21 protein-coding genes are annotated in these 20,239 nt (G+C 70.4%); 9 read left to right on the top strand and 12 right to left on the bottom strand.

Annotation, left to right across the window (positions count from 1 at the left end; all coding sequences use genetic code 11):
• Positions 1-49: 49 nt before the first annotated feature.
• Positions 50-3,574, top strand: a complete 3,525-nt coding sequence (locus J0P97_RS00660) for a TM0106 family RecB-like putative nuclease (RefSeq protein WP_215485845.1) — start codon at positions 50-52, stop codon at positions 3,572-3,574.
• Positions 3,575-3,589: 15 nt separating this feature from the next.
• Complete coding sequence (locus J0P97_RS00655) at positions 3,590-3,886, top strand: DUF3467 domain-containing protein (RefSeq protein ID WP_215485844.1); 297 nt, start codon at positions 3,590-3,592, stop codon at positions 3,884-3,886.
• A gap of 31 nt (positions 3,887-3,917) precedes the next feature.
• On the opposite strand, the gene upp is transcribed toward J0P97_RS00655, so the two are convergent.
• Together upp and J0P97_RS00645 are read right to left on the bottom strand one after the other, a co-directional pair.
• Positions 3,918-4,550 carry a uracil phosphoribosyltransferase gene (upp, locus tag J0P97_RS00650; protein ID WP_215485843.1) on the bottom strand — a complete coding sequence of 211 codons (633 nt, stop codon included), beginning with the start codon at positions 4,548-4,550 and terminating at the stop codon, positions 3,918-3,920.
• Between the two features lie 102 nt (positions 4,551-4,652).
• Positions 4,653-5,012: a hypothetical protein gene (locus tag J0P97_RS00645; protein ID WP_215485842.1), complete on the bottom strand. Its 360-nt coding sequence runs from the start codon at positions 5,010-5,012 to the stop codon at positions 4,653-4,655.
• Between the two features lie 170 nt (positions 5,013-5,182).
• Here J0P97_RS00645 and J0P97_RS00640 point away from each other — a divergent pair, with 170 nt between their 5' ends.
• Positions 5,183-5,614 (top strand): nucleoside deaminase, encoded by a 432-nt coding sequence (locus tag J0P97_RS00640; protein WP_215486094.1) that lies wholly within the window; start codon positions 5,183-5,185, stop codon positions 5,612-5,614.
• Between the two features lie 90 nt (positions 5,615-5,704).
• Here the strand turns inward: J0P97_RS00640 and J0P97_RS00635 are convergent, their stop codons facing one another.
• The 8 genes from J0P97_RS00635 to J0P97_RS00600 form a co-directional block, all read right to left on the bottom strand.
• Positions 5,705-6,823: an alpha/beta hydrolase gene (locus tag J0P97_RS00635; RefSeq protein WP_215485841.1), complete on the bottom strand. Its 1,119-nt coding sequence runs from the start codon at positions 6,821-6,823 to the stop codon at positions 5,705-5,707.
• 42 nt (positions 6,824-6,865) lie between these two features.
• Entirely contained in the window at positions 6,866-7,609 is a 744-nt protein-coding gene (locus J0P97_RS00630; protein WP_215485840.1) for an aspartate/glutamate racemase family protein, read from the bottom strand.
• Positions 7,606-8,826 carry an amidohydrolase family protein gene (locus tag J0P97_RS00625; protein WP_215485839.1) on the bottom strand — a complete coding sequence of 407 codons (1,221 nt, stop codon included), beginning with the start codon at positions 8,824-8,826 and terminating at the stop codon, positions 7,606-7,608. Before J0P97_RS00625 ends, J0P97_RS00630 begins: the two co-directional genes overlap by 4 nt.
• A 111-nt stretch (positions 8,827-8,937) precedes the next feature.
• Positions 8,938-10,476 carry an ABC transporter substrate-binding protein gene (locus tag J0P97_RS00620; RefSeq protein ID WP_215485838.1) on the bottom strand — a complete coding sequence of 513 codons (1,539 nt, stop codon included), beginning with the start codon at positions 10,474-10,476 and terminating at the stop codon, positions 8,938-8,940.
• Positions 10,473-11,321, bottom strand: coding sequence for an ATP-binding cassette domain-containing protein (locus J0P97_RS00615; protein ID WP_215485837.1), 849 nt, complete (start codon positions 11,319-11,321; stop codon positions 10,473-10,475). Before J0P97_RS00615 ends, J0P97_RS00620 begins: the two co-directional genes overlap by 4 nt.
• Complete coding sequence (locus tag J0P97_RS00610; protein WP_215485836.1) at positions 11,318-12,331, bottom strand: ABC transporter ATP-binding protein; 1,014 nt, start codon at positions 12,329-12,331, stop codon at positions 11,318-11,320. The genes J0P97_RS00615 and J0P97_RS00610 overlap by 4 nt, the downstream gene beginning before the upstream one ends.
• Entirely contained in the window at positions 12,328-13,266 is a 939-nt protein-coding gene (locus tag J0P97_RS00605; protein ID WP_215485835.1) for an ABC transporter permease, read from the bottom strand. The genes J0P97_RS00610 and J0P97_RS00605 overlap by 4 nt, the downstream gene beginning before the upstream one ends.
• Positions 13,263-14,189, bottom strand: coding sequence for an ABC transporter permease (locus tag J0P97_RS00600; RefSeq protein WP_215485834.1), 927 nt, complete (start codon positions 14,187-14,189; stop codon positions 13,263-13,265). Before J0P97_RS00600 ends, J0P97_RS00605 begins: the two co-directional genes overlap by 4 nt.
• A gap of 245 nt (positions 14,190-14,434) precedes the next feature.
• Here J0P97_RS00600 and J0P97_RS00595 point away from each other — a divergent pair, with 245 nt between their 5' ends.
• From J0P97_RS00595 to proC, 3 genes are read left to right on the top strand one after another with little or no spacing between them, the layout of a single operon-like run.
• Positions 14,435-15,430, top strand: a complete 996-nt coding sequence (locus tag J0P97_RS00595; RefSeq protein ID WP_215485833.1) for an ornithine cyclodeaminase family protein — start codon at positions 14,435-14,437, stop codon at positions 15,428-15,430.
• A gap of 50 nt (positions 15,431-15,480) precedes the next feature.
• Positions 15,481-16,152 carry a GntR family transcriptional regulator gene (locus J0P97_RS00590; RefSeq protein WP_215485832.1) on the top strand — a complete coding sequence of 224 codons (672 nt, stop codon included), beginning with the start codon at positions 15,481-15,483 and terminating at the stop codon, positions 16,150-16,152.
• Positions 16,153-16,192: 40 nt separating this feature from the next.
• Positions 16,193-17,023: a pyrroline-5-carboxylate reductase gene (gene proC / locus J0P97_RS00585; RefSeq protein WP_215485831.1), complete on the top strand. Its 831-nt coding sequence runs from the start codon at positions 16,193-16,195 to the stop codon at positions 17,021-17,023.
• A 77-nt stretch (positions 17,024-17,100) separates the two neighbouring features.
• Here proC and J0P97_RS00580 read toward each other — a convergent pair whose 3' ends face one another.
• Both J0P97_RS00580 and J0P97_RS00575 read right to left on the bottom strand, forming a co-directional pair.
• On the bottom strand, positions 17,101-17,772 hold the full coding sequence (locus J0P97_RS00580) for a potassium channel family protein (RefSeq protein ID WP_215485830.1): 672 nt from the start codon (positions 17,770-17,772) through the stop codon (positions 17,101-17,103).
• A complete protein-coding gene (locus J0P97_RS00575; RefSeq protein ID WP_215485829.1) occupies positions 17,765-19,207 on the bottom strand; it encodes a TrkH family potassium uptake protein in 1,443 nt (480 codons plus the stop codon). The genes J0P97_RS00580 and J0P97_RS00575 overlap by 8 nt, the downstream gene beginning before the upstream one ends.
• Before the next feature lie 76 nt (positions 19,208-19,283).
• Here J0P97_RS00575 and J0P97_RS00570 point away from each other — a divergent pair, with 76 nt between their 5' ends.
• The 3 genes from J0P97_RS00570 to J0P97_RS00560 all read left to right on the top strand — a co-directional run bounded on the left by J0P97_RS00570 (position 19,284) and on the right by J0P97_RS00560 (position 20,186).
• Complete coding sequence (locus J0P97_RS00570) at positions 19,284-19,691, top strand: ArsR/SmtB family transcription factor (protein WP_215485828.1); 408 nt, start codon at positions 19,284-19,286, stop codon at positions 19,689-19,691.
• A gap of 121 nt (positions 19,692-19,812) precedes the next feature.
• On the top strand, positions 19,813-20,004 hold the full coding sequence (locus J0P97_RS00565; protein WP_215485827.1) for a helix-turn-helix domain-containing protein: 192 nt from the start codon (positions 19,813-19,815) through the stop codon (positions 20,002-20,004).
• 83 nt (positions 20,005-20,087) lie between these two features.
• Complete coding sequence (locus J0P97_RS00560; protein ID WP_003792170.1) at positions 20,088-20,186, top strand: 30S ribosomal protein bS22; 99 nt, start codon at positions 20,088-20,090, stop codon at positions 20,184-20,186.
• The last annotated feature ends 53 nt before the right edge of the window (positions 20,187-20,239 follow it).

Here is a 20,239-nt window from a genome sequence, read left to right as displayed (position 1 = left end):
GGCCGCGGGTGTCGGACGTGATGGCTAGTGTCGATCGCGGAAGGGTGACATGCGATACATCGAGGACGACGGCGACGATGCCCGCATCGTCTGGAGCGCGACCGATCTGAAGGCGGCGGCCGAGTGCGAGTTCGCGTGGCTCCGGGCCATCGACGCGAAGATCGGGCGGATCGCCGCTGTCGAGGAGCCGGAGGATCTCACACTGGCCCGCGCAGGGCGCCTCGGAACGCAGCACGAGCTGCGCCAGCTCGACACGTACCGCGCCCGGTTCCCCGGGCGCGTGGTGGAACTCCCTGAGACACGCTCGACGGATGCCGAGGGCATCGTCGCCGCGGTCGCCGCGACGGGGGCGGCGCTGGCCGATCCCGACGTCGAGGTGATCTACCAGGCGGTGTTCGCGACCGAGGAGTTCGTCGGATTCGCGGACTTCCTGGTGCGTGACGACGCCGGCGCGTGGGTCGTTCAGGACACGAAGCTCGCCCGTCACGCCCGCGTCACCGCACTCATGCAGCTTGCGGCATACGTCGATCAGCTCGATCGCCTGGGGGTCGCGCACAGCGACCGGGTCGAGCTCCTCCTCGGGGACGGGACCACGTCCACCCACGCCGTCCGCGACCTGATGCCGGTCTTCCGCCTGCGCCGCGACCGCCTGCGCGCCCTCATCGCCGACCGCGACCTCGCCGCCGGCGCCGCGGGGGCGCCGATCGCGTGGGGCGACGACCGCGGCGCCCTGCGCGTCGTGGCCTGCGGGCGGTGCGCGACGTGCGATGCGGAGGTCGTCGCCCACCGTGACCTGCTCCTGGTCGCCGGTATGCGACCGGTGCAGCGCGATCGGCTGCGCGCCGCGGGCATCCGCACGATCGACGACCTCGCGACCGCTCCCGCCGCCCCTGAGCGGATGTCGGGGGACACCTTCGCGGGTCTGCGGACCCAGGCGCGGCTGCAGCTCGACAGCCCCGCGGGCGGCGTGGGCGCAGTCGGAGATCCCCATGCGATCCCGACCTACGAGGTCGTCCTCCCCACCGCGATCGGTACTCTGCCGCGCCCGGACCACGGCGACATCTTCTTCGACTTCGAAGGCGATCCGCTGTACACCGAGACCCCCGGGCCGGGCATGACGCCGCTGTGGGGCATCGACTACCTGTTCGGATGGGTCGATGACCGCGAGCAGTACACGGCGCTGTGGGCCCATTCGCACGCGGAGGAGCGGGCGGCGCTCGAGACGTTCCTGGACTTCGTGGCGCTCCGCCGGCGCGCGCACCCGGGCATGCACATCTATCACTACGCGCCGTATGAGACGACGCACCTCCTCGCGATGGCCGCCCGTTACGGGGTCCGCGAGGCCGACGTCGACACGCTCCTGCGCGAGGGGGTGTTCGTCGACCTCTATCCGATCGTCCGACGGGCGCTGCGCGTCGGCTCCCGGTCGTACTCCATCAAGAAGCTCGAGCCCCTCTACATGGGCGACGACGTGCGTACGAGCGACGTGCAGCGCGGGGACGACTCGATCGTGAAGTACGTCGAGGGGCGCGCGCGCGTCGACGCCGGTGAGGATGCCGCCGCGCAGGCTGTGTGGGACGACCTCGCGGACTACAACCGCTACGACTGCGTGTCCACGCGCCGCCTGCGCGACTGGCTCGTCGCGCGCGCCCGTGAGGCGGACCTCGTACCGTCCGCCGACATCGACCAGAGCGAGCGACCCTACGAACCGTCCGCTCGGGCTGAGGCCCTGAACCGCCTCGCCGCTGACGCCGCGGCGCAGCCCGAGGCGGACGAGCGGCTCGTCGGGGCGCTCGGCCTCGCCGCAGCGGCGATCGACTACTACCCGCGCGAGGCGAAGACCTTCTGGGCGACGCACTTCCTGCGGCTGCGTGAGCCGGTGTCGATCTGGGAGGACACCCGCGACGTGGTTGTGTTCGATCACGACCGTTCGCGGGTGCTCACCGACTGGCACGTGCCGGAGGGTGCGCGGGTGCAGCGCCGCGTCGTCGAGCTCCGCGGCGATCTCGCCCCGGGGACGAAGCTGTCCGTCGGCACCCCGGTGTTCCTCCTCTACGAGCTTCCGGCGCCGTTCCCGATCGACACGAGTCCGCGCTGGATCCACGCGGCCCGGACCGTGCGGATCGTCGAGGCGCTCGACGACGGGGTGATCGTCGAGGAGAACGCGATCGACGGGTCCACCTGGGGAGAGCTTCCGATCGCGGCCACCCCGCCGGCGCCGCCGCAGGCGGGGAGTCAGCAGGCGGCGATCGACGCCTGGGCGGACGCGGTCCTCGCCGCGGCGCCCTCGGTCGCCGACGCGTTCCCGCAGGACGCCGCGAGCGACCTGCTCCTGCGCCGCGCCCCGCGCACCCGGTCCGGCGCGCTCGCGCGCGGTTCGGGCGACGACGTCGCCGACATCGTGGCGTCGGTGCTCGACCTCGATCACAGCTACCTCGCGGTGCAGGGCCCCCCGGGAACGGGCAAGACCTACGTCGGCTCGCACGTGATCGCTCGGTTGGTGGCCGAGAAGGGCTTCCGCGTCGGAGTCGTGGCGCAATCCCACGCTGTCGTCGAGCACATGCTCGAGCGGGTCGTCGCCGCCGGGCTCCCGGCATCCCGGGTGGCGAAGGCGGTGAAGCCCGGCGGGACCGACGAGCGGACCTTCACGACGATCGCGAAGGACGGCTACGGCGCGTTCGCGGCCGAGCACCCCGAGGGGTTCGTCATCGGGGGGACGGCGTGGGATCTCAGCCACCCCGGCCGGGTCCCGCGCGGGAGCCTCGACCTGCTCGTCGTCGACGAGGCGGGTCAGTTCTCCCTGGCATCCACCATCGCCGTCTCGCTCGCCGCCGACCGCCTGATGCTCCTCGGCGACCCCCAGCAGCTACCGCAGGTGAGTCAGGGGACCCACCCCGAGCCCGTGGACACATCGGCGCTCGGCTGGGTGATGGACGGTGCCGCCGTCATCGCACCGGACCGAGGCTACTTCCTCGCTCGGACGCGGCGCATGCGTCCCGAGGTCGCCGGTCCCGTCTCCGAGCTCTCCTACGAGGGGCGACTCGCGGCGCACCCCTCCACCTCCGGACGGCATCTCGCCGGGATCGCGCCGGGCGTGCTCCCCGTCGCCCTCGGGCACGCGGGCAACGCGACGGCGTCGCCCGAGGAGGCGGAGACCGTCGTGGCGCTCGTTCGGAGCCTCATCGGTCGCGACTGGACACCGGCCGAGGGCGCCGCGGCGCGCCCGCTCGCGCAGGACGATCTCATCGTCGTGACGCCCTACAACGCGCAGCAGGTGATCGTCGAGGAGGCGCTCACCGGCGCGGGCTTCGACCGCGTGTCGGTGGGCACCGTCGACAAGTTCCAGGGGCAGGAGGCGGCCGTCGCGATCGTCACGCTGGCGGCATCCTCCGGGCGAGATGCGCCCCGCGGATTGGAGTTCCTGCTGCTGCAGAATCGGCTGAATGTCGCCGTCTCCCGCGCGGAGCACACCGCGTACGTCGTGTACAGCACGGGGCTGCTCGATGACCTGCCGCGCACCCCGGACGGGGTCACCCGGCTGAGTGCCTTCGCCCGCCTCGTCGGCGCGGGCTGACCGTAGACTCGCGGCATGACCGATGAGGCCCCGCGCCAGTTCGAGATCGAGGTGCCGCCCGAGGTGGTGCCCGGCAGCTACGCCGACTTCGCGAACGTCTGGCACACGCCGGACGTGTTCGTGATGGACTTCGTGTCACTCGCGCGGCCGCCGCAGGCGGCGACGGATGCCGAGGGCAACGCGATCACGGTCGTGCCCGGGCGGGTCGTGCAGCGGGTGCGCATCCCTCCGCAGCAGGTGTTCGAGCTCGCGAAGGCCCTGACGCAGCAGCTGGAGTTCTGGGAGCGGGAGACGGGGCGCACGGCATCCTGACCGTCGGCCGGTCCCTGAGCTTGCCGAAGGGTCAGACCGTGCCGTAGAGGCGATCGCCCGCGTCGCCGAGGCCGGGCACGATGTAGCCCTTCTCGTTGAGCCGCTCATCGAGCGAGCCGAGAACGAGGGTCACGTCGCGGTCGCCGACCTGCTCCCGGATCTTCGCGACGCCCTCGGGGGCGCCGAGGATGCAGATCGCGGTGACGTCCTGCGCTCCGCGCGCGAAGAGGAAGTCGATGGCGGCTCCGAGCGAGCCGCCGGTGGCGAGCATCGGGTCGAGCACGAAGCACTGCCGGTCGCTCAGGTCGGCGGGCAGGCGCTCCGCGTAGGTGACGGGTTCGAAGGTCTCCTCGTCGCGAGCCATGCCGAGGAAGCCGACTTCCGCCGTCGGCAGCAGCTTCACCATGCCGTCGAGCATGCCGAGACCGGCGCGCAGGATCGGCACGACGAGCGGCCGAGGCTCGCCGATCTTCACGCCCGTGGTCGTGGTCACCGGCGTCTGGATCTCGATCTCCTCGACCCGGACGTTGCGCGTCGCCTCGTACGCGAGGAGCGTGACGAGCTCCTCGGTGAGCTGGCGGAACACCGGCGAGGGCGTGCGCTGGTCGCGCAGCACCGTCAGCTTGTGGGTGATGAGGGGGTGATCGGCAACGTGCACGCGCATGGCACTCAGCCTACGGCGTCCGGGCCGTCGGTCCCCGCCGGCGTGGGCGCAGACGAGATCCTGTGCGGTGCATGCCCGACGGTGTCGAGGCGAGGGTCGCTGTCACCGGGCATAGCCGGCGCAGAGTCGATCGAAGAGGGCGATGTCACCGGCGACGGCGACCTCGCCGATCTCGCGAAACCGCGGGCCGTCGGAGGGGTATGACCGCGGATCGATGCGGAGCCGGGATGACACTTCGAACAGCAGCCCCGCCGAGACGGGCTGGCCGCCGTCGAGCCAGTGGCCCCGTCCGCCGACGAAGGCGTAGCGGACGGCGTCGCCGGCGACGAGGCGGATGTACCCGCGGTAGTCCTCGCCCGCCCGCACCGGCAGCGTGGCGGCGGCGCTCGTCGTCGTCCATCGCGGGTCCATCGTGACGACGATGATCCGGTGGTCGAAGCGGCGTCGCTCGAGCGGCGTCACGAGCTCCTGCGCAGGTCATCCACGGCTCCTCCTGGAGGCAGAGTCTAGGCAGGTTCGCCGCGTGCGAGGACCGAGAGCGCCGCCATCCGCTCCCGCCACCCGGGCGATCCGCGCGCCGCCCCTACGCTGGAGCAGTGAGCCTGCCGACCGCCCCCGCCGACGACGCGGCGATGCGCCGCGCGCTGGTGCTCGCGGGCGAGGCATCCGACGCGGGGGAGATCCCGGTCGGGGCCGTCGTCACGGATGCCGCCGGCGCGACCCTCGGTGAAGGCCGGAACCTCCGCGAGGAGAGCCACGACCCCACCGCGCACGCGGAGATCGTCGCCCTGCGGGAGGCGGCGGCGGCGCTCGGATCGTGGAATCTCGAGCGGATGACGCTGACGGTCACCCTCGAACCGTGCCTGATGTGTGCGGGCGCCATCCTCCAGGCGCGCGTCGGCCGGGTCGTGTTCGGAGCGTGGGACGAGAAGGCCGGAGCTGCGGGGTCCGTCTACGACGTGCTGCGGGACCGGCGGCTGCCGGTGCGGGCGGAGGTCGTCGGGGGAGTGCGCGAAGCCGAGGCGCAGGCCTTGCTGCGGGCCTTCTTCGACGCGCGGCGCTGACCGTCACCCGCGCGCGACTTGCCAGGACTCCTCCGATTCGGCGACGCACGGCGCCCGGAGGGGTGGTGTCGCCGCTGCCGGGACCGGAGTTCAGTCCCAGGAGCTGAGGATGATCGCCTCGGTCGGCGGCGCGGGGTCGGCCGGGCGGCCGATGTAGCCGATGCGCTCGAGCAGGGCGCGGCGGAACTCCGCCGGGCGCTCGAGATGCGGCGAGTGGCCGACACCTTCCAGAACGACCTCGGCGACGTCGCCGCCGGCGGTGCGGTAGGCCTCGAGGACGTCGCGGGTCTGCGACACCATCGGCTGGGCGGGGGCGACCTCCTCCCCGGGCCAGCCCGGGATGACACCGATCGCGCCGAGATTGTTGAGGTCGAAGAACGAGGCATCCGACACGATGGCATCCGCGGTGCCGTGCACCCACAGCACCGGCGGCTTGCGGTCGATGTCGACGATGCCCGACGTGTCGAAGTAGCGCGGTGCCATCGTGTTGAGCACACCGATCGTGCCGGCGGCGAAGCCCGGCCAGTTCGTGCTGTCGACACCGTCGCCCGGGTAGTTCCCGGTCGCGGTGGAGGTCGTGTTCATCGACTCGACCCAGATGTCCTCGTGCTCGCTCGTGTAGTCGGGGGCGACGTAGCCCGACCGGAAGACGTTCCGCGGCGAGGTGGGGGCGTCCGCCGCGGTGTCACGGTCGGTGAGGCGTTGGACGAAGTCGGGATTGGCCCCGCCCGCACCGCAGCCCGCGTCGTCGTCGGTGAGTCGCGAGCCGTCGCGACGCGTGCCGCCGAAGCCGTAGGGGGAGACCGGCGCCTGCAGGGTGAGGGAGAGGGTCTGGTCCGGGTGGTCGATCGCGTACTGCATGACGACGCCGCCGCCCATCGACCAGCCGACGAGGTGTGCGGCGTCGATGTCGAGTGCCGCGAGGGTCGCGTGCACGTCGTCACTGAAATCCCGGACGCCCCGTGTCGCGTCGACGGGCAGGCTCTCGGTGCCGCCGAATCCGCGCAGGTCGATCGCGATGACCCGCAGATCGCTCGGGAGGTCCTGCATCAGCTCCTGCCAGAACAGGCTCGAGGAGACGTTGCCGTGGATGAGGACGAGCGTGTCCTCTCCGGATGCCGCGGGGTCGTCGCCCGCGCGCTCGAGGATGTTCACGGTCAGACGGTCGGTGGCGATGGTCCGGGTGGTGATGCCGTCGAGGAGCGTCATGCCCGAATCCTACTCTGGCGGCCTTCGGGTATGAGCGGGACGTCAGGTGATCAGGCGCAGTGAGCCGAGCGGGGGGCCGACCCACTGCTTGCTCGACGAGCGGGGCGCGTAGGGTCCGATCGTGCTGGTGCGTTTGCCGAGCGCGATGAGGTCCTCCGCGAAGCGGACGGCGGCGGCGACGCCGTCGACGACCGGGACACCGAGGCGCCGCCCCAACTCGGTGTCCAGCCCGGCGAACCCGGCGCAGCCGAGCACGAGCACGTCCGCACCGTCGCCGATGACGGCGCGTCCGGTCGCCTCGAGGGCGTCGGCCGTGCGCGCGACGTCGGCGTCGATGGCGGAGACGTGCACGTCCGCCGCGCGCACGGAGACGCACCGGTCGCCCACCCCCATGGTCATCAGGCTGTCGTGGATTCCCGCAATGGCCGATCGCACGGTGGTGACGACGCCGAAGCGGTGGCCGAGCAGGCACGCCGCGAACGCCGCGGCCTCCGTGATGTCGACGACCGGCTGGGCGATGAGCTGTCGCATGCCCTCCCGGCCGTGCTCGCCGAAGCCGGCCATCACGACGGCGTCGAAGGCGTCGGTGCGGCTGGCGACGGCATCCATCACGGCCGCCGCCGTCACGAGACTCTCGACGTATCCCTCCGCTGAGGCGGGGCCCCACGCGGGGGTGACACCGACGACGGTCGTCCCCTCAGAGGCGGCGGACTGACCGATCGCCGCGATGGCGGCGGTCATGGCGGCGTCGGTGTTGCAGTTCACCGCGAGGATCCGCGTGCTCATCGCAGCTCGTCGTTCCTGGCGACGACGCGACCCCGGTGGATCACGGTGCGGTCCGCATCGCGATCCATGACGGCGGCCGTCGGGGTGTCTCCTCGGAGGATGACCAGCTCCGCAGGATCACCGACCGCGAGCCCCGGGCGCGCGCCGGGACTCAGGCGTGCCAGGGTGGGATCGATCACCGATGCGCCGCCCCACGTGCCGACGGCCAGGCAGTCCTCGATGAGGTGGTCACGGGAGAATCCCTGTGTGTAGGCGAGCATCCACGTGCGCTCGAGCATGTCGCCATCGCCCCACGGCGACCAGTAGTCGCGCTGTCCGTCCATGCCGAGGCCGATGCGGATGCCGAGCTCCAGCAGCCGCTCGATGGGCAGGTCGAGCGGCACCGACAGCGAGCCCTTCGGGGCGATCGTCGTGAGCGCGACGTCGAGCTCGGCAATCTGATCGAGGGCGCGGTCGACCCCGGGAGACCGGTCTGCCAGCGAGAAGGCGTGCGACACGCTGACGCGCCCGTTCATCCCGAGTGCACGCGTGCGCTCGAGCACCAGGTCGAGGGAGAAGAGCCCCAGCGACCCGCCCTCGTGGAGGTGGATGTCGACGCCGACGCTGTGGCGTTCGGCGAGCTCGAACACCGTGTCGAGGTGCCGCACCGGGTCACGGTCGATTTCGCAGGGATCGATGCCGCCGATCAGATCGGCCCCCGAGCGCAGGGCGACGTCCAGCAGGTCGGGGACTCCGTCCTCCAGGTGGATGCCCACCTGCGGAAACGCCACGATCTCGACCGTGGCGCGCTCGCGGTGCGTCTCGCGCGCCGCGACCACGCCCTCGAACTTCTCGAGTCCCGAGTCCGCATCCACCTGCGCGTGGCTGCGGACCCGAGTCGCACCCTGCGAGATCATCCGTCCGAGCGTGTAGGTCGCGCGTTCGGCGACCGAGCGCTCCGCCGACCGCCAGTTCTCGCGGTCGTTCATGATGTGCGACCAGCGCGTGTCGCCCGCGGTGTTCGCGCGGAACGGCAGACCCATCCGCGTCGAGTCGAGGTGGACGTGCACGTCGCTGAAGGAGGGGACCAGGATGCCTCCGGCGCCGTCGACCGGGGTGGCATCCGGGGCCGTGATCGCGCCGGGCGCGGCGACCTCGCGGATGCCGTCCCGGTCGAGGAGCACGTCGGCGGCGTCGCCTCCCCAGGGTCGGACGTCGTGCAGGAGCGTGAGGGTCACGAGTGGAGCCTTTCGAGAGGGTGAGCCCCGGGGTGAGCCGAGGGGGTGAGCCGAGCGGGTCAGGGAAGGGGAGGAGCGGGCTGGCGCGCCGCTCCTCCCTTCGGGGCGAGGTCAGCCGGTGAAGGCGGCGTCCGAGAGGTCGAACAGCCCGTCGACGCGGGGCGTCCACGTGACCTTCGGCGACACGGCGTAGTCCGCCTCCGGGGTGAACAGCGGCACGATGTAGGCGCCCTGGAAGTTCGCCTCGGCGAGGGCACGGAACACCGCGATGCGATCATCACCCGCGACGGTGCGCTGCTTCGCCACCAGCGCCGCCGTCTCGGGGCTCTTCGCGTAGTCATTCTGGCCACCGGCGAACAGGTTGGTCGCCGGCATGTCGCCATCCATCGTCGACGGCGCCCACGTGTTCAGGTACAGCCCCTTCATGTCGACCGTGCTGTAGATGCGGCTGGACAGGGTCGACTGGTCCATGCCGGACAGCGTGACCGTGATGCCGACCGCCTCGAGGTAGCCCGCGATCGCCTGCGCGACCTCGGCGCTCATCGGGATGCGTCCGCTCGTCGCGTACTCGAGCGGGATCGCTTCGCCGGTGTAGCCGGCGGCGGTGAGCAGAGCCTTCGCGGCGGCGGGGTCGTACCCCGGCCCGGTCGCATCGGACACGTAGCCCGCGACGTTCGCGGCGATGATCTGATCGTTGGCGACGGCGCGTCCGCTCAACACGGTCTTCACCAGCGCCTCACGGTCGATGGCGTGCCACACTGCTTGGCGGATGCGCTCGTCGGCGAGGGGGCCCGCCGTCGAGTTGATTCCGAGGAACGTCGTGCCGTTGGCGGCGCGCGACCGGACGTCGACGCCGCTGCCCTCGGCGGAGGTCACCTGATTCGGCGAGATGAGCGCGACGTCCAGGCTGCCTGAGATGACGCCGTTCAGACGCGCCTCCTCGTCCGAGACGGTCTGGAACGTCAGGGTGTCGATCTTCGGCGCCCCGCCCCAGTAGTCGTCGTTGCGCTTGAGCACGTAGTCGACGCCCCGGTTCCAGCTCACGAACGAGAACGGGCCGCTGCCGACAGGGGCGGCGGCGAAACCCTCCGACCCGAGGGCCGTGTAGACCTTCTCGGGGACGATCGACTGCGCCGTCGTGATCGACGGCCACGGCGAGAAGGAGGAGTCGAGGTCGAAGACGACGGTGTGGTCGTCGGGTGCGGAGACGGACTCCAACATGTCCATGTATCCGAGGTTGTCGGAGTCGGGCGTGTGGAGGACGGTCTCGTAGGTGAACACCACGTCCGCGGCTGTCAGCGGCTCGCCGTCCTGGAACTTCACGTCGTCGCGGAGTGTGAACGTCCACTGCGTGAAGTCGTCGTTCGGGGTCCACGACGTGGCCAGCGACGGCTGGATGGCGCCGTCCGCGTCGAGCACCGTGAGCTGATCGAAGAGGTTGTAGTAGATGTTGTAGCCGGCGAGCGACCCGTCGATGATCGGGTCGGGCGACTTCTCGGGTTCCGCCACGACCCCGATGGTGAGGTTCTGCGGCGCGGACGTGGAGCCGGCGTCGGAGCCGCCGGCGCAGGCCGAGAGCACGAGAGCGGCGCCGGTGAGTGCTGCCGCAGCGCCGAGCATGCGGCGGATGCGGGATGAACGGTGGGTCATGACGTTCCTCTGTTCGTTCGGGTGAGGGCAGGGCGTGGTGCGGGTGGTGCGTCCGCTCGCAGATGCGGGTCGGGGATCGGGATGGCGGCCAGGAGGGTGCGGGTGTACTCGTGGCTCGGGCGCTCGAAGATCTGGTCGCGTTCGCCGATCTCGACGATCCGTCCCTGCCGCATCACGGCGACGCGGTCGGAGAGATGGCGGACGACGGATAGATCGTGCGCGATGAAGAGGTACGACAGCTGTCGCTCGCGCTGGAGGTCCTGGAGGAGGTTGATGACCTGCGCCTGCACCGACACATCGAGCGCGGAGACCGGCTCATCGAGGACGAGCACCTCCGGGTCGAGTGCGAGGGCGCGGGCGATGCCGATGCGCTGGCGCTGCCCGCCGGAGAACTGCGCCGGTGTGCGGCGGAGGGTCTCCGCGCCGATCCCGACGCTCTCGAGCAGTTCGACGACGCGATCCTTCGAGTAGCGGCCGACGATCGTGAGGGGCTCGGCGACGATGTCGTGCACGCTCAGGCGCGGGTCGAGCGAGGAGTAGGGATCCTGGAACACGAGCTGGACGCGGTTGCGCAGGCGTCGCTGCCCGAGCGCCGACAGGTCGGCGAGCCGCGTGCCGAGGATGCGGATGTCGCCGGATGCCGGCGTGTTCAGTCCGAACACCGTGCGGACGAGCGTCGACTTGCCGCATCCTGACTCGCCGACGAGGCCCAGCGTCTCACCGCGGTGGAGCGTGAGCGAGACCCCGTCGACGGCGTCGACGACGTGGCGGCCGCGCCATCCGGAGCGCCGGGTGAAGCGCACGTGCAGGTCCTCGATCTCCAGAACGGGCTCGGAAGTGCTCATCGGGTGACCTCCTGCGCGAAGCTCGAGACGGAGTCGGCGTGGTGGCACGCAGACGTGTGGCCGGGGGCCATGGCGCGCAGGGCCGGCACATCCGTGCGGCACCGCTCCGACTTCGTGGGGAGCTCGCAGCGGGGAGCGAACGGGCAGCCTGCGGGGCGCGCGGCGGGCTGCGGGGGTGAGCCCGGGATCGCGTACGCGCGCCCCGACGCGCTCTCCGCCGTGAGCAGGCTCGCGAGCAGTCCCGCGGTGTAGGGGTGGCGCGGCGTGTCGAAGAGCTCCCACACCGAGCCCGACTCGACGATGCGGCCCGAGTACATGATGACGATGCGATCCGCGGTCTGCGCCACGAGCCCGAGGTCGTGCGTGATGAGCGCCATCGCCGCGCCGGTGCGCTGGCGGGCCTCGGCGAGCAGCTCCATGATCTGCGCCTGGATGGTGACATCGAGCGCCGTCGTGGGCTCGTCCGCGACCAGCAGGTCGGGGTCGTGGGCGATGGCGGCGGCGATCACCGCCCGCTGGCGCATGCCGCCCGACCACTGGTGCGGGTAGGCGCGGGCGCGGGCAGCGGCATCCGGGACCCCGACCGACGCGAGCAGCTCCGCTGCGCGTCGGTCTCCCTCGGCGCGGGTCATGCGATCGCCGTGCAGGCGGACGGCGCGGGCGATCTGAGCGCCCACGCGCTTCACCGGGTTGAGCGCGGTCATCGGATCCTGGAAGATCATCGCGAGGCGCCGGCCCCGCAGCTCGCGCAGGCGGCGTTCACTCGCGCCCAGCAGATCCTCTCCGCGATACTCCACGCGCCCGGACAGCACCTCGACGCCGGTCGGCAGAAGTCCCAGGACGGCGGCCATGGTGAGGCTCTTGCCCGAGCCGGACTCGCCGACGACGCAGAGGACCTCACCCTCCGCGATCTCGAACGAGACGCCGTCGACCAGACGTACCTCCCGCCCCTCCCCGTCACGGGTGCCGACGACCAGGTCGTCCACCCTCAGCAGCACCTCGCGGGTCATGAGCGGACCTTCTTTCGACGGCGGAGCGTGGAGAGTTCGCGCTCGGCCGTGAAGCGCTGGCTGAGCAGGTTGACGCCGATCACCACCAGGAAGATCGCGACGCCGGGGATCAGTGCCAGGTGGGGTGCCTCGCGGACGTACTTCTGGCCCTCGCTGATCAGCAGCCCCCAGGAGGGTGTGGGCGCCTGTACGCCGAGCCCCAGGTAGTCGAAGGACGACGTCAGCAGGAGCACCCCGCCGATGTCGGCCGAGGCGAGGATCAGGACCTGCACCCCGACGTGCGGCGCGATGTGCGTGGACACGATCCACTGCGGGGTCGCGCCCTGAATGCGGGGGGCGATGACGAAGTCGCGACCCTTGAGGGACATCGCGGTGCTGCGAGCGACGCGGGCGTACCCCACCCAGTACGTCGCTGCCAGCGTGAGGATCATCAGCCACACGTTCGGACCGAGGGCGGCGGAGAGGGCGATGAGCACGAGGATGATCGGCATCGCCAACTGCACGTCCGCCCACCCCATCAGCAGGTTGTCGAGTCGTCCGCCGGCGTATCCGGCGATCATCCCCATCACCATGCCGACGAACGCGTTGATCGCGACGACGAACAGCACGATTCCCAACGAGACCTGACCGCCGACGGCCAGTCGGCTCGCGAGGTCGCGCCCCAGCATGTCGGTGCCCAGCAGGTGGGATCCATCGGTGAACGGGCGGATGAACGAGGCGGAGAGGTCCTGGGCGTACGGGTCGCTGCCCGGCAGGATCGGCACGATCAGGATGAACGCGGCGACGACGGCGAGGATGCCGACGCCTGCCCATTCCGTCGGTCGCAGGCGCGGCCACACGAACCTGGCCGCGGTGTCGGGGGCGGGAGCCACCGGCGTCGTGACGGCGGACGCGGCCGGAAGGGTCGCGGCGGAGGGGGCGGAGTGCTTCGTCATGCGAGGCGCCTCACTCTCGGATCGACGAGGGCGCTCACGACGTCGACGAGCGCGTTGGAGAGGATGAACAGGGCGGCGACGACGATGAGTCCGGACTGCACGACGGGGAAGTCGCGGGCGTAGACCGCGCTCAGCATCAGCTGGCCGAGTCCGGGCCAGGCGAACACGTTCTCGACGATCACGAGGCCGCCGAGGAAGGAGCCGAGGCTGATGCCGGCGATCGTCAGGACGGGGAGGAGCGCATTGGGCAGCAGCTCGGACACCACGACGCTGAAGCGACTCTCTCCGCGGGCGTAGGCCGTGCGGGAGTAGTCGAGGCGGGACTGCTCGCCCAGGGAGTTGTCCAGCAGGCGCAGATAGACGACGAACTGCGCCGTGGCGATCGTGGCCGCGGGCATGACGATCGCGAGCGGATCGCGGTTCCCCAGCGACGGCAGCAGCCCCAGCGCGACCGAGAAGACCAGAACGAGCAGGAGGCCGAAGAAGAAGTCGGGGACGGCTTGGCGTGCCGACCCCACGGTCAGCAGCGCCGTGCGCAGGCCGCTGCTGCGCGTGAGGTGCACGGCGACCGCGGCCACTCCGGCGAGCAGCACGCCCGCGACCAGGCCGACGGCGCCGAGATGCAGGGACGCGGGAACTCGCTCGAGCACGAGCTGCATCGAGGGGACGCCGCGCTGGCGGTAGGAGTCTCCGAAATCACCGCGGGTGACGATCCCGACGAGGTAGTCGATGTACTGCTTCCACAGCGGCTGATCGAACCCCAGGCTCGCGTTGAGCGCGTCGATCTGCTCCCGCGATGCGTTGTCGCCGAGGAGGAGGGCGGCCGGGCTGCCGCTCAGGCGGCCGAGAGCGAAAGCGATCGTCACGACCACGAAGATCGTGGCCAGGGCCTGGGTGAGTCGTCGTGCGACCAGTCTCCCCATGTTCGCCTCCTATCGGGATTGCATCTGGGATACAGGATTGAGCACTTGTGTTACGACGATGTGTCCTGCGATTTCGGCGCAGTGAACTTTCGGGGCGCCACGTCCTTCACAAAATTCGCGTCATTCCGCGGGAAATCAGCACACTGGCGTAAGACGCACGTTTCGCCGCGTGAGCAATGCTCACCGAACGGAGTGATGCTTGGCGGCATGGCTGGGTACATTTGGGATACCAAAGAGGAGATCTGATGACGACACTTACCCTGACCTCCGCCGATGTCGAAGCTCTGGCGGACGCCGACGAGATTCGTCAGGCCATGTCAGCGGCGCACCGGGCGCTGCACGTGGGTCGCGCCGTGCAGCCTCGTCCGCATGCCCTGGCGGTCGACGGCCCCGGGATGCCGGATGCTGCCGCAGTCGTTCCGATGAATGCCCTGTCCGAAGAGCTCGGCTTGTTCGCGGTCAAGGTTCTCGCGGACGCGCCGCGCAATCGTGCCGAGGGGCTGCCCGCACAGCGATCGACCGTCGCAGTCTTCGACGCCACCACGGCGGAGTGCGTGGCGGTGCTCGACGGGCGGGCGCTCACGCGCATCCGTACCGCTGCGGTGACCGCTCTCGCCACAGACGTGCTCGCGGCGCCCGATGCGCGGGTCGCCGCGCTGATCGGAGCGGGTCCGCTCGCCGCGGAGCACGCGCGGGCGCTGCTGCATGTGCGAGACCTCGCCGAGGTGCGGGTGTGGTCGCGCAGCGCCGCTCGAGCGGTGAGCTGCGTGCAGCAGCTTCGCGCCGACGGCGTCCCGGCCATCGCTGCGCCGACGCGGGCAGCGGCGCTCGACGCGGCAGATATCGTCTGCACCCTGACACCCGCCGAGGAGGCGTTCCTCTCCCGCTCGATGATCGGCGACCGCGTGCACGTCAACGCCGTGGGCTCACCCCCGCGTCCGATGTTCAGCGAGATCCGTGCCGATGTCTTCGGCGGGGCGCGTATGGTCGTCGTCGATGATCCCGCGGTCGCGCTGGCGGAATCGGGAAACATCCGTCGCGCGTGCGCAACGGGCGACCTCGATCCGACGCGCCTCGTCCCCCTCGGCGATGCGATCGGCGCGGCGGACAGCGGATCCCGCGGTGGACTGACGATTTTCAACTCCGTCGGCCTCGGCATTCAAGACCTGTATGCGGCGCACGTGCTGTGCGCACGTGCCCGCGGCATCGGCGCTGGCACAATGGTCGCGATCCGATCGTGACTCGGCGGTCCTCTTCGGCCGCCACGGGCGGCGGTGTGAGCGGAGACGGCATGTCTGATGTGAACGGCTCGATGGATGACTCCCTCGCAGCGACTGCCTATCGGCGCATTCGCACGGCGATCATCCTCGGGCGGTATGCCGACGGCGACGCCATCACCGAGGGGCGGCTTGCCGATGAGCTCGAGATGTCGCGCATCCCCGTGCGGGCGGCGATCCTGCAGCTGGGTGTCGACGGCTTCCTCGCAACCGCGCCGCGTCGCAGCGCTCGCATCGTCGGATGGGACAGGCGCTCGATCGACGAGCTTTTCGACGTGCGCCTGAGCCTCGAGACCTTGGCCGCTCGCCTTGCCGCGCACAACGCGGGCCGCGGCGCACCCGTCGATGTGCTCGATCGTGCGCTCGCCTCCGCGCATGAGGCGGTCACAGTCGGCGACCGTCTCGCTATCGCCGAGGCTCACGCCGCCTTTCATACGCGCATCGTCGAGATGGCCGACAGCTCCCTGCTCAGCTCGCTGACCCGGGTGGTGAGCGGGCGCCTGGTGTGGCTGTTCTATCTGACCGGGGTGGGCCGCGATGCGCGGGGCCAGTCGCACGAGCACGACGAGCTGTTGGCCGCGATCTCCGACGGCAACGCGCGCCTCGCCGAGAGTCTGGCGTTCAGCCACATCGAGAAGGGCCGCGCCCCGTCGATGGACATCATCTTGGACCGGCGAGGGGACTGATCCTCTCCGTACGACCCATTTCCTCTGCGAGGATGGCGATATGCCCCAGACCCTCCCCCCGATCTCGATCCTCGGTGCCGGCTCCATGGGCGGCGCCATCGCGCACGGCCTCATCTCCTCCGGCCTCGCACCCGCACTCACCGTCACCAACCGGTCGGCGGCCAAGGCCGCACAGCTCTCGGGCCCCGGGGTGGTGAGCCTCTCCCTCGAGCAGGATGCCGAGGCCAACACCCGCGCCGCCGCGGAGGCGGACATCGTCCTCATCGGGGTGAAGCCGGGCATGGTGCCCGACCTCCTCCGTGAGATCGCCCCCGCCCTCCGCCCGGGAGCGATCGTCGTCAGCCTCGCCGCCGGGGTCACGACCGCGACGTTCGAGTCGATCGTCGGCGAAGCCGTGCCGGTGGTCCGGGCCATGCCGAACACCCCCGCGATCGTCGGCAAGGCCGTCACGGGGATCGCGCGCGGCTCCGCGGCATCCGGCGCCGACCTCGACCTCGTGCGGGCGCTGTTCGCGACCTGCGGCGTGGTGATCGAGGTCGCGGAGGACCAGATCGACGCGCTGTCGACGATCTCCGGCTCCGGCCCCGCGTACGTCTACCTCCTCATCGAGGACCTCACCGAGGCGGCCCGCGGCAAGGGCTTCTCCGACGCCGATGCGCGCCTCATGGCCGAGCAGACGTTCATCGGCGCCGCCTCGCTCCTGGAGGCCACGAAGGAGGACCCCGCGGAGCTGCGCCGCCGCGTCACGAGCCCCAAGGGCACGACGGAACGGGCGATCTCCGTGCTGCAGGGCGCGAACCTGTCCGGCATCTTCGCGGAGGCGACGGACGCCGCCCTCGCTCGCGCCCGCGAGCTCGCCGCCGGGTCCTGATCCGCGCGGCCGCCCCGAGCGCGACCCGCCGCCCGAAAGCGAGCGGAAGCCCGGCGGGCGGACGTCGGCGGGCGGGGTCAGCGGTCGAGTGAGGCGAAGCGCTCGATGTCGCTGTTGGTCCCCGAGACGATGATGAGGTCGTGGTTCGTGACGACGGTGTTCGCCTCCGCGTAGCGGAACGGCTTTCCCGGGCTCTTCACCCCGACGACGGTCACGTTGTACTTCGAGCGCACCCCCGATTCGTTCAGGCCGATCCCGCGGATGAACTTCGGCGGGTACATCTTGGCCAGCACGAAGTCGTCGTCGAAGCGGATGAAGTCGAGCATGCGTCCCGACACGAGGTGCGCGACGCGCTCGCCGGCCTCGCGCTCGGGGTAGATCACATGGTTCGCGCCGACCCGCGCGAGGATCTTTCCGTGGCTCTGCGAGACGGCCTTCGCCCAGATCTGGGGCACTTTCAAATCGACGAGGTTCGCAGTGATGAGCACGGATGCCTCGATCGAAGAGCCGACCGCCACGACCGCCACCTGGAAGTCCTGCGCGCCGATCTGCTTGAGCGCGTCGATGTTCTTCGCATCGGCCTGCACGGTGTGGGTGACCCGCTCGGACCACTTCTGGACCAGCTCGAGGTTGTCGTCGATCGCGAGGACCTCGCGGTCGAGGCGGTCGAGCTCGCCCGCGCAGGCGGCGCCGAAGCGACCGAGGCCGATGACGAGGACGGGAGCGTCGCTCCGCAGCTGCTCAACCAACGATGGGCCTTTCCACGGGCAGCGAGTAGTGCTGCGAACGGGATGTCGCGGCCACGGCCGCGGCGAGAGTCACTGTACCAACGCGCCCCATGAACATCGTCAGGGCGAGGACGTAGACGGCGGGATCGGGAAGGGTCGCCGTGAGGCCCGTCGACAGGCCCACGGTCGCGAAGCCGGAGATCACGTCGAAGAGGACGTTCTCGATCGGGTCGTTCGTGATCTGCGCGATCGTGATCGTGGACAGGGCGACGATGGTCGCCCCCCAGGCGACGACCGAGAGGGCGACCCGCTGCACGTCGCTCGGGATGCGGCGCCCGAAGGCCTCGACCGACGGGCGTCCCTTCGCCTCGGACCAGACGGCGAGGGCGAGGATCGCGAGGGTGGTCACCTTGATGCCTCCCGCGGTGGACGCCGACCCGCCGCCGACGAACATGAGCATCGATCCGACGACCAGCGACGAGCCGTTGAGCTCGCCGATGTCGATCGTCGAGAACCCGCCCGAGCGGGTCATGGCGGAGAGGAAGAACGCGTGGAACGTCGTGTCCCAGGCATCCAGTCCGCCGAAGGTCTTGGGGTTGGCGTACTCGAGGAGCAGGAAGACGCCGGCGCCGACGAAGAACAGGACGACGGTCGTGATGATCGTGAGCTTCGCGTGCAGCGACCACCGGCGCAGGTGGAAGTGGTGGCGCCACAGCGTGAAGATCACCGGGAACCCGATCGACCCGAGGAACACCCCGGCCATCAGGACGGTGAGGAAGAAGTAGTCGGTCGCGAACGGTTCGAGGCCGCCCGCGTTCGGCGTGAAGCCGGTGTTCGTGAACGACATGGCGGCGTAGAAGGGCGCCTCCCACAGCGCCGTCAGCGGGTCCACGCCGTTGATGAGGAGCGACGGGTAGATCAGCACCGCGAGCACGGCCTCGATGACGAGTGTGGAGAGGGCGACGGTCGCCAGAAGCTGACCGACTTCGCCCAGGCGCACCGTCTGGCCCTCGTTGACCGGGCCGCCGTGCGCCCGGAGGGGATTCGTGTCGCCGGCCGCGATGAGCTTCGCGCGCAGGCCGAGCCGCTTGGAGATGACGAGTCCCAGGATGGATGCCAGGGTCAGCACGCCGAGCGCGCCGACGTTGACGCCGATGTAGACGAGGACATGTCCGAAGGGCGACCAGTGCCCGGCCATGTCGACGGTCGACAGACCTGTCACGCAGATGGTCGAGACGGCGGTGAACAATGCGTCGGCGAACGGGGTCTGGATGCCGCTGGCCGAGGCGGCGGGCAGTGAGAAGAGCCCGGTGAACAGGAGGATCAGCGTACTGAAGACGAGCACGGCGAAACGCGAGGGCGAGGCGGTGGCGAGGTCTCGCACGCCGCGAACGGTGGCGGTGGCGAAGGAGGCCAGTCGCCGGCCGAAGCGGACGCCGACGGAGTCGTCCGTCATGACGCCCTCCTCACTGTCCGGTCCCGCGCGGTCGTTGTCATGGTACTCGGGACCGGAGGCGGGCTAACCTACCTTCATGGCGGACATCTTCGACGTGATCGCCGACGGTACCCGTCGGGACATCCTGCAGCTTCTGCGCGAGCGCGCGATGGCGGGGGAGGACGGTACGAGCGTCTCCTTCATCGTGCACGAGCTCGGCGTGAGCCAGCCGACGGTGTCCAAGCACCTGAAGGTGCTGCGCGAGGCCGAGCTGGTGTCGGTCCGCGAAGAGGGCCAGCACCGCTACTACAGCCTGTCGACCGCACCGCTGGACGTCGTGGACGACTGGCTCATCCCCTTCTTCGACGAGGCTCTCACCGCCTCCGGATCGGAGCAGATCTCGCTGCCCGAGTCCGCGGTCGCCGCGGCCGACCTCGTCGGGCGGGCCGCGGCATCCACGAAGCATGCGTTCGACAGCATGCTCAAGCGCATCCCCGGCCGCTGACAAGAACCTCATCGGTGTCGCTGAGGTTAATCACAGCGGTCACAGAGGTTTACACGCGTCGCACCGACCCCGTACGCTGAGACTGCGCCCTCGGGGGAGACAGGCGCAGGGGGAGTGGAGAATGGCCGAGTTGCCGGATGTGCGTTTTCTGACCGTCGCCGAGGTGGCGGAGATCATGCGCGTCTCCAAGATGACCGTGTACCGTCTGGTGCACTCCGGCGAGCTTCCGGCCGTGCGGTTCGGGCGCAGCTACCGCGTGCCCGAGACGGCTGTCACGGCCGCCCTGCAACGGCCGGTCGCCGACGTCGGCTAGACTGTTCCGAGGGCACTTTTCATTCGTGCCCGTTCCCGGACGCGGCGATCCGCGTCCAGACCCCTGACATAGTGAGGTTTTCCGTGGGTTCTGTCATCAAGAAGCGCCGCAAGCGCATGGCGAAGAAGAAGCACCGCAAGCTGCTTCGCAAGACTCGCCACCAGCGCCGCAACAAGAAGTAATCGCGGCGAACGACACCGAGCGCCTGTCCCTGCGGACGGGCGCTTCGTGTTCC

The sequence above is a fragment of the Microbacterium flavum genome, assembly GCF_018717645.1.
In the GTDB taxonomy this organism is placed as follows: domain Bacteria; phylum Actinomycetota; class Actinomycetes; order Actinomycetales; family Microbacteriaceae; genus Microbacterium; species Microbacterium flavum.
The sequence above is the reverse complement of the archived record's forward strand: the minus strand, read 5'-3'. Positions and strand labels throughout refer to the sequence as shown.

Bases quoted from the DNA above. Each gene is read 5' to 3' on its own strand.
- J0P97_RS00660 (WP_215485845.1), top strand. From the start codon at position 50: ATGCGATACATCGAGGACGACGGCGACGATGCCCGCATCGTCTGGAGC.
- J0P97_RS00655 (WP_215485844.1), top strand. From the start codon at position 3,590: ATGACCGATGAGGCCCCGCGCCAGTTCGAGATCGAGGTGCCGCCCGAG.
- upp (WP_215485843.1), bottom strand. From the start codon at position 4,550: ATGCGCGTGCACGTTGCCGATCACCCCCTCATCACCCACAAGCTGACG.
- J0P97_RS00640 (WP_215486094.1), top strand. From the start codon at position 5,183: ATGCGCCGCGCGCTGGTGCTCGCGGGCGAGGCATCCGACGCGGGGGAG.
- J0P97_RS00635 (WP_215485841.1), bottom strand. From the start codon at position 6,823: ATGACGCTCCTCGACGGCATCACCACCCGGACCATCGCCACCGACCGT.
- J0P97_RS00630 (WP_215485840.1), bottom strand. From the start codon at position 7,609: ATGAGCACGCGGATCCTCGCGGTGAACTGCAACACCGACGCCGCCATG.
- J0P97_RS00620 (WP_215485838.1), bottom strand. From the start codon at position 10,476: ATGACCCACCGTTCATCCCGCATCCGCCGCATGCTCGGCGCTGCGGCA.
- J0P97_RS00615 (WP_215485837.1), bottom strand. From the start codon at position 11,321: ATGAGCACTTCCGAGCCCGTTCTGGAGATCGAGGACCTGCACGTGCGC.
- J0P97_RS00610 (WP_215485836.1), bottom strand. From the start codon at position 12,331: ATGACCCGCGAGGTGCTGCTGAGGGTGGACGACCTGGTCGTCGGCACC.
- J0P97_RS00605 (WP_215485835.1), bottom strand. From the start codon at position 13,266: ATGACGAAGCACTCCGCCCCCTCCGCCGCGACCCTTCCGGCCGCGTCC.
- J0P97_RS00600 (WP_215485834.1), bottom strand. From the start codon at position 14,189: ATGGGGAGACTGGTCGCACGACGACTCACCCAGGCCCTGGCCACGATC.
- J0P97_RS00595 (WP_215485833.1), top strand. From the start codon at position 14,435: ATGACGACACTTACCCTGACCTCCGCCGATGTCGAAGCTCTGGCGGAC.
- J0P97_RS00590 (WP_215485832.1), top strand. From the start codon at position 15,481: ATGTCTGATGTGAACGGCTCGATGGATGACTCCCTCGCAGCGACTGCC.
- proC (WP_215485831.1), top strand. From the start codon at position 16,193: ATGCCCCAGACCCTCCCCCCGATCTCGATCCTCGGTGCCGGCTCCATG.
- J0P97_RS00575 (WP_215485829.1), bottom strand. From the start codon at position 19,207: ATGACGGACGACTCCGTCGGCGTCCGCTTCGGCCGGCGACTGGCCTCC.
- J0P97_RS00570 (WP_215485828.1), top strand. From the start codon at position 19,284: ATGGCGGACATCTTCGACGTGATCGCCGACGGTACCCGTCGGGACATC.
- J0P97_RS00565 (WP_215485827.1), top strand. From the start codon at position 19,813: ATGGCCGAGTTGCCGGATGTGCGTTTTCTGACCGTCGCCGAGGTGGCG.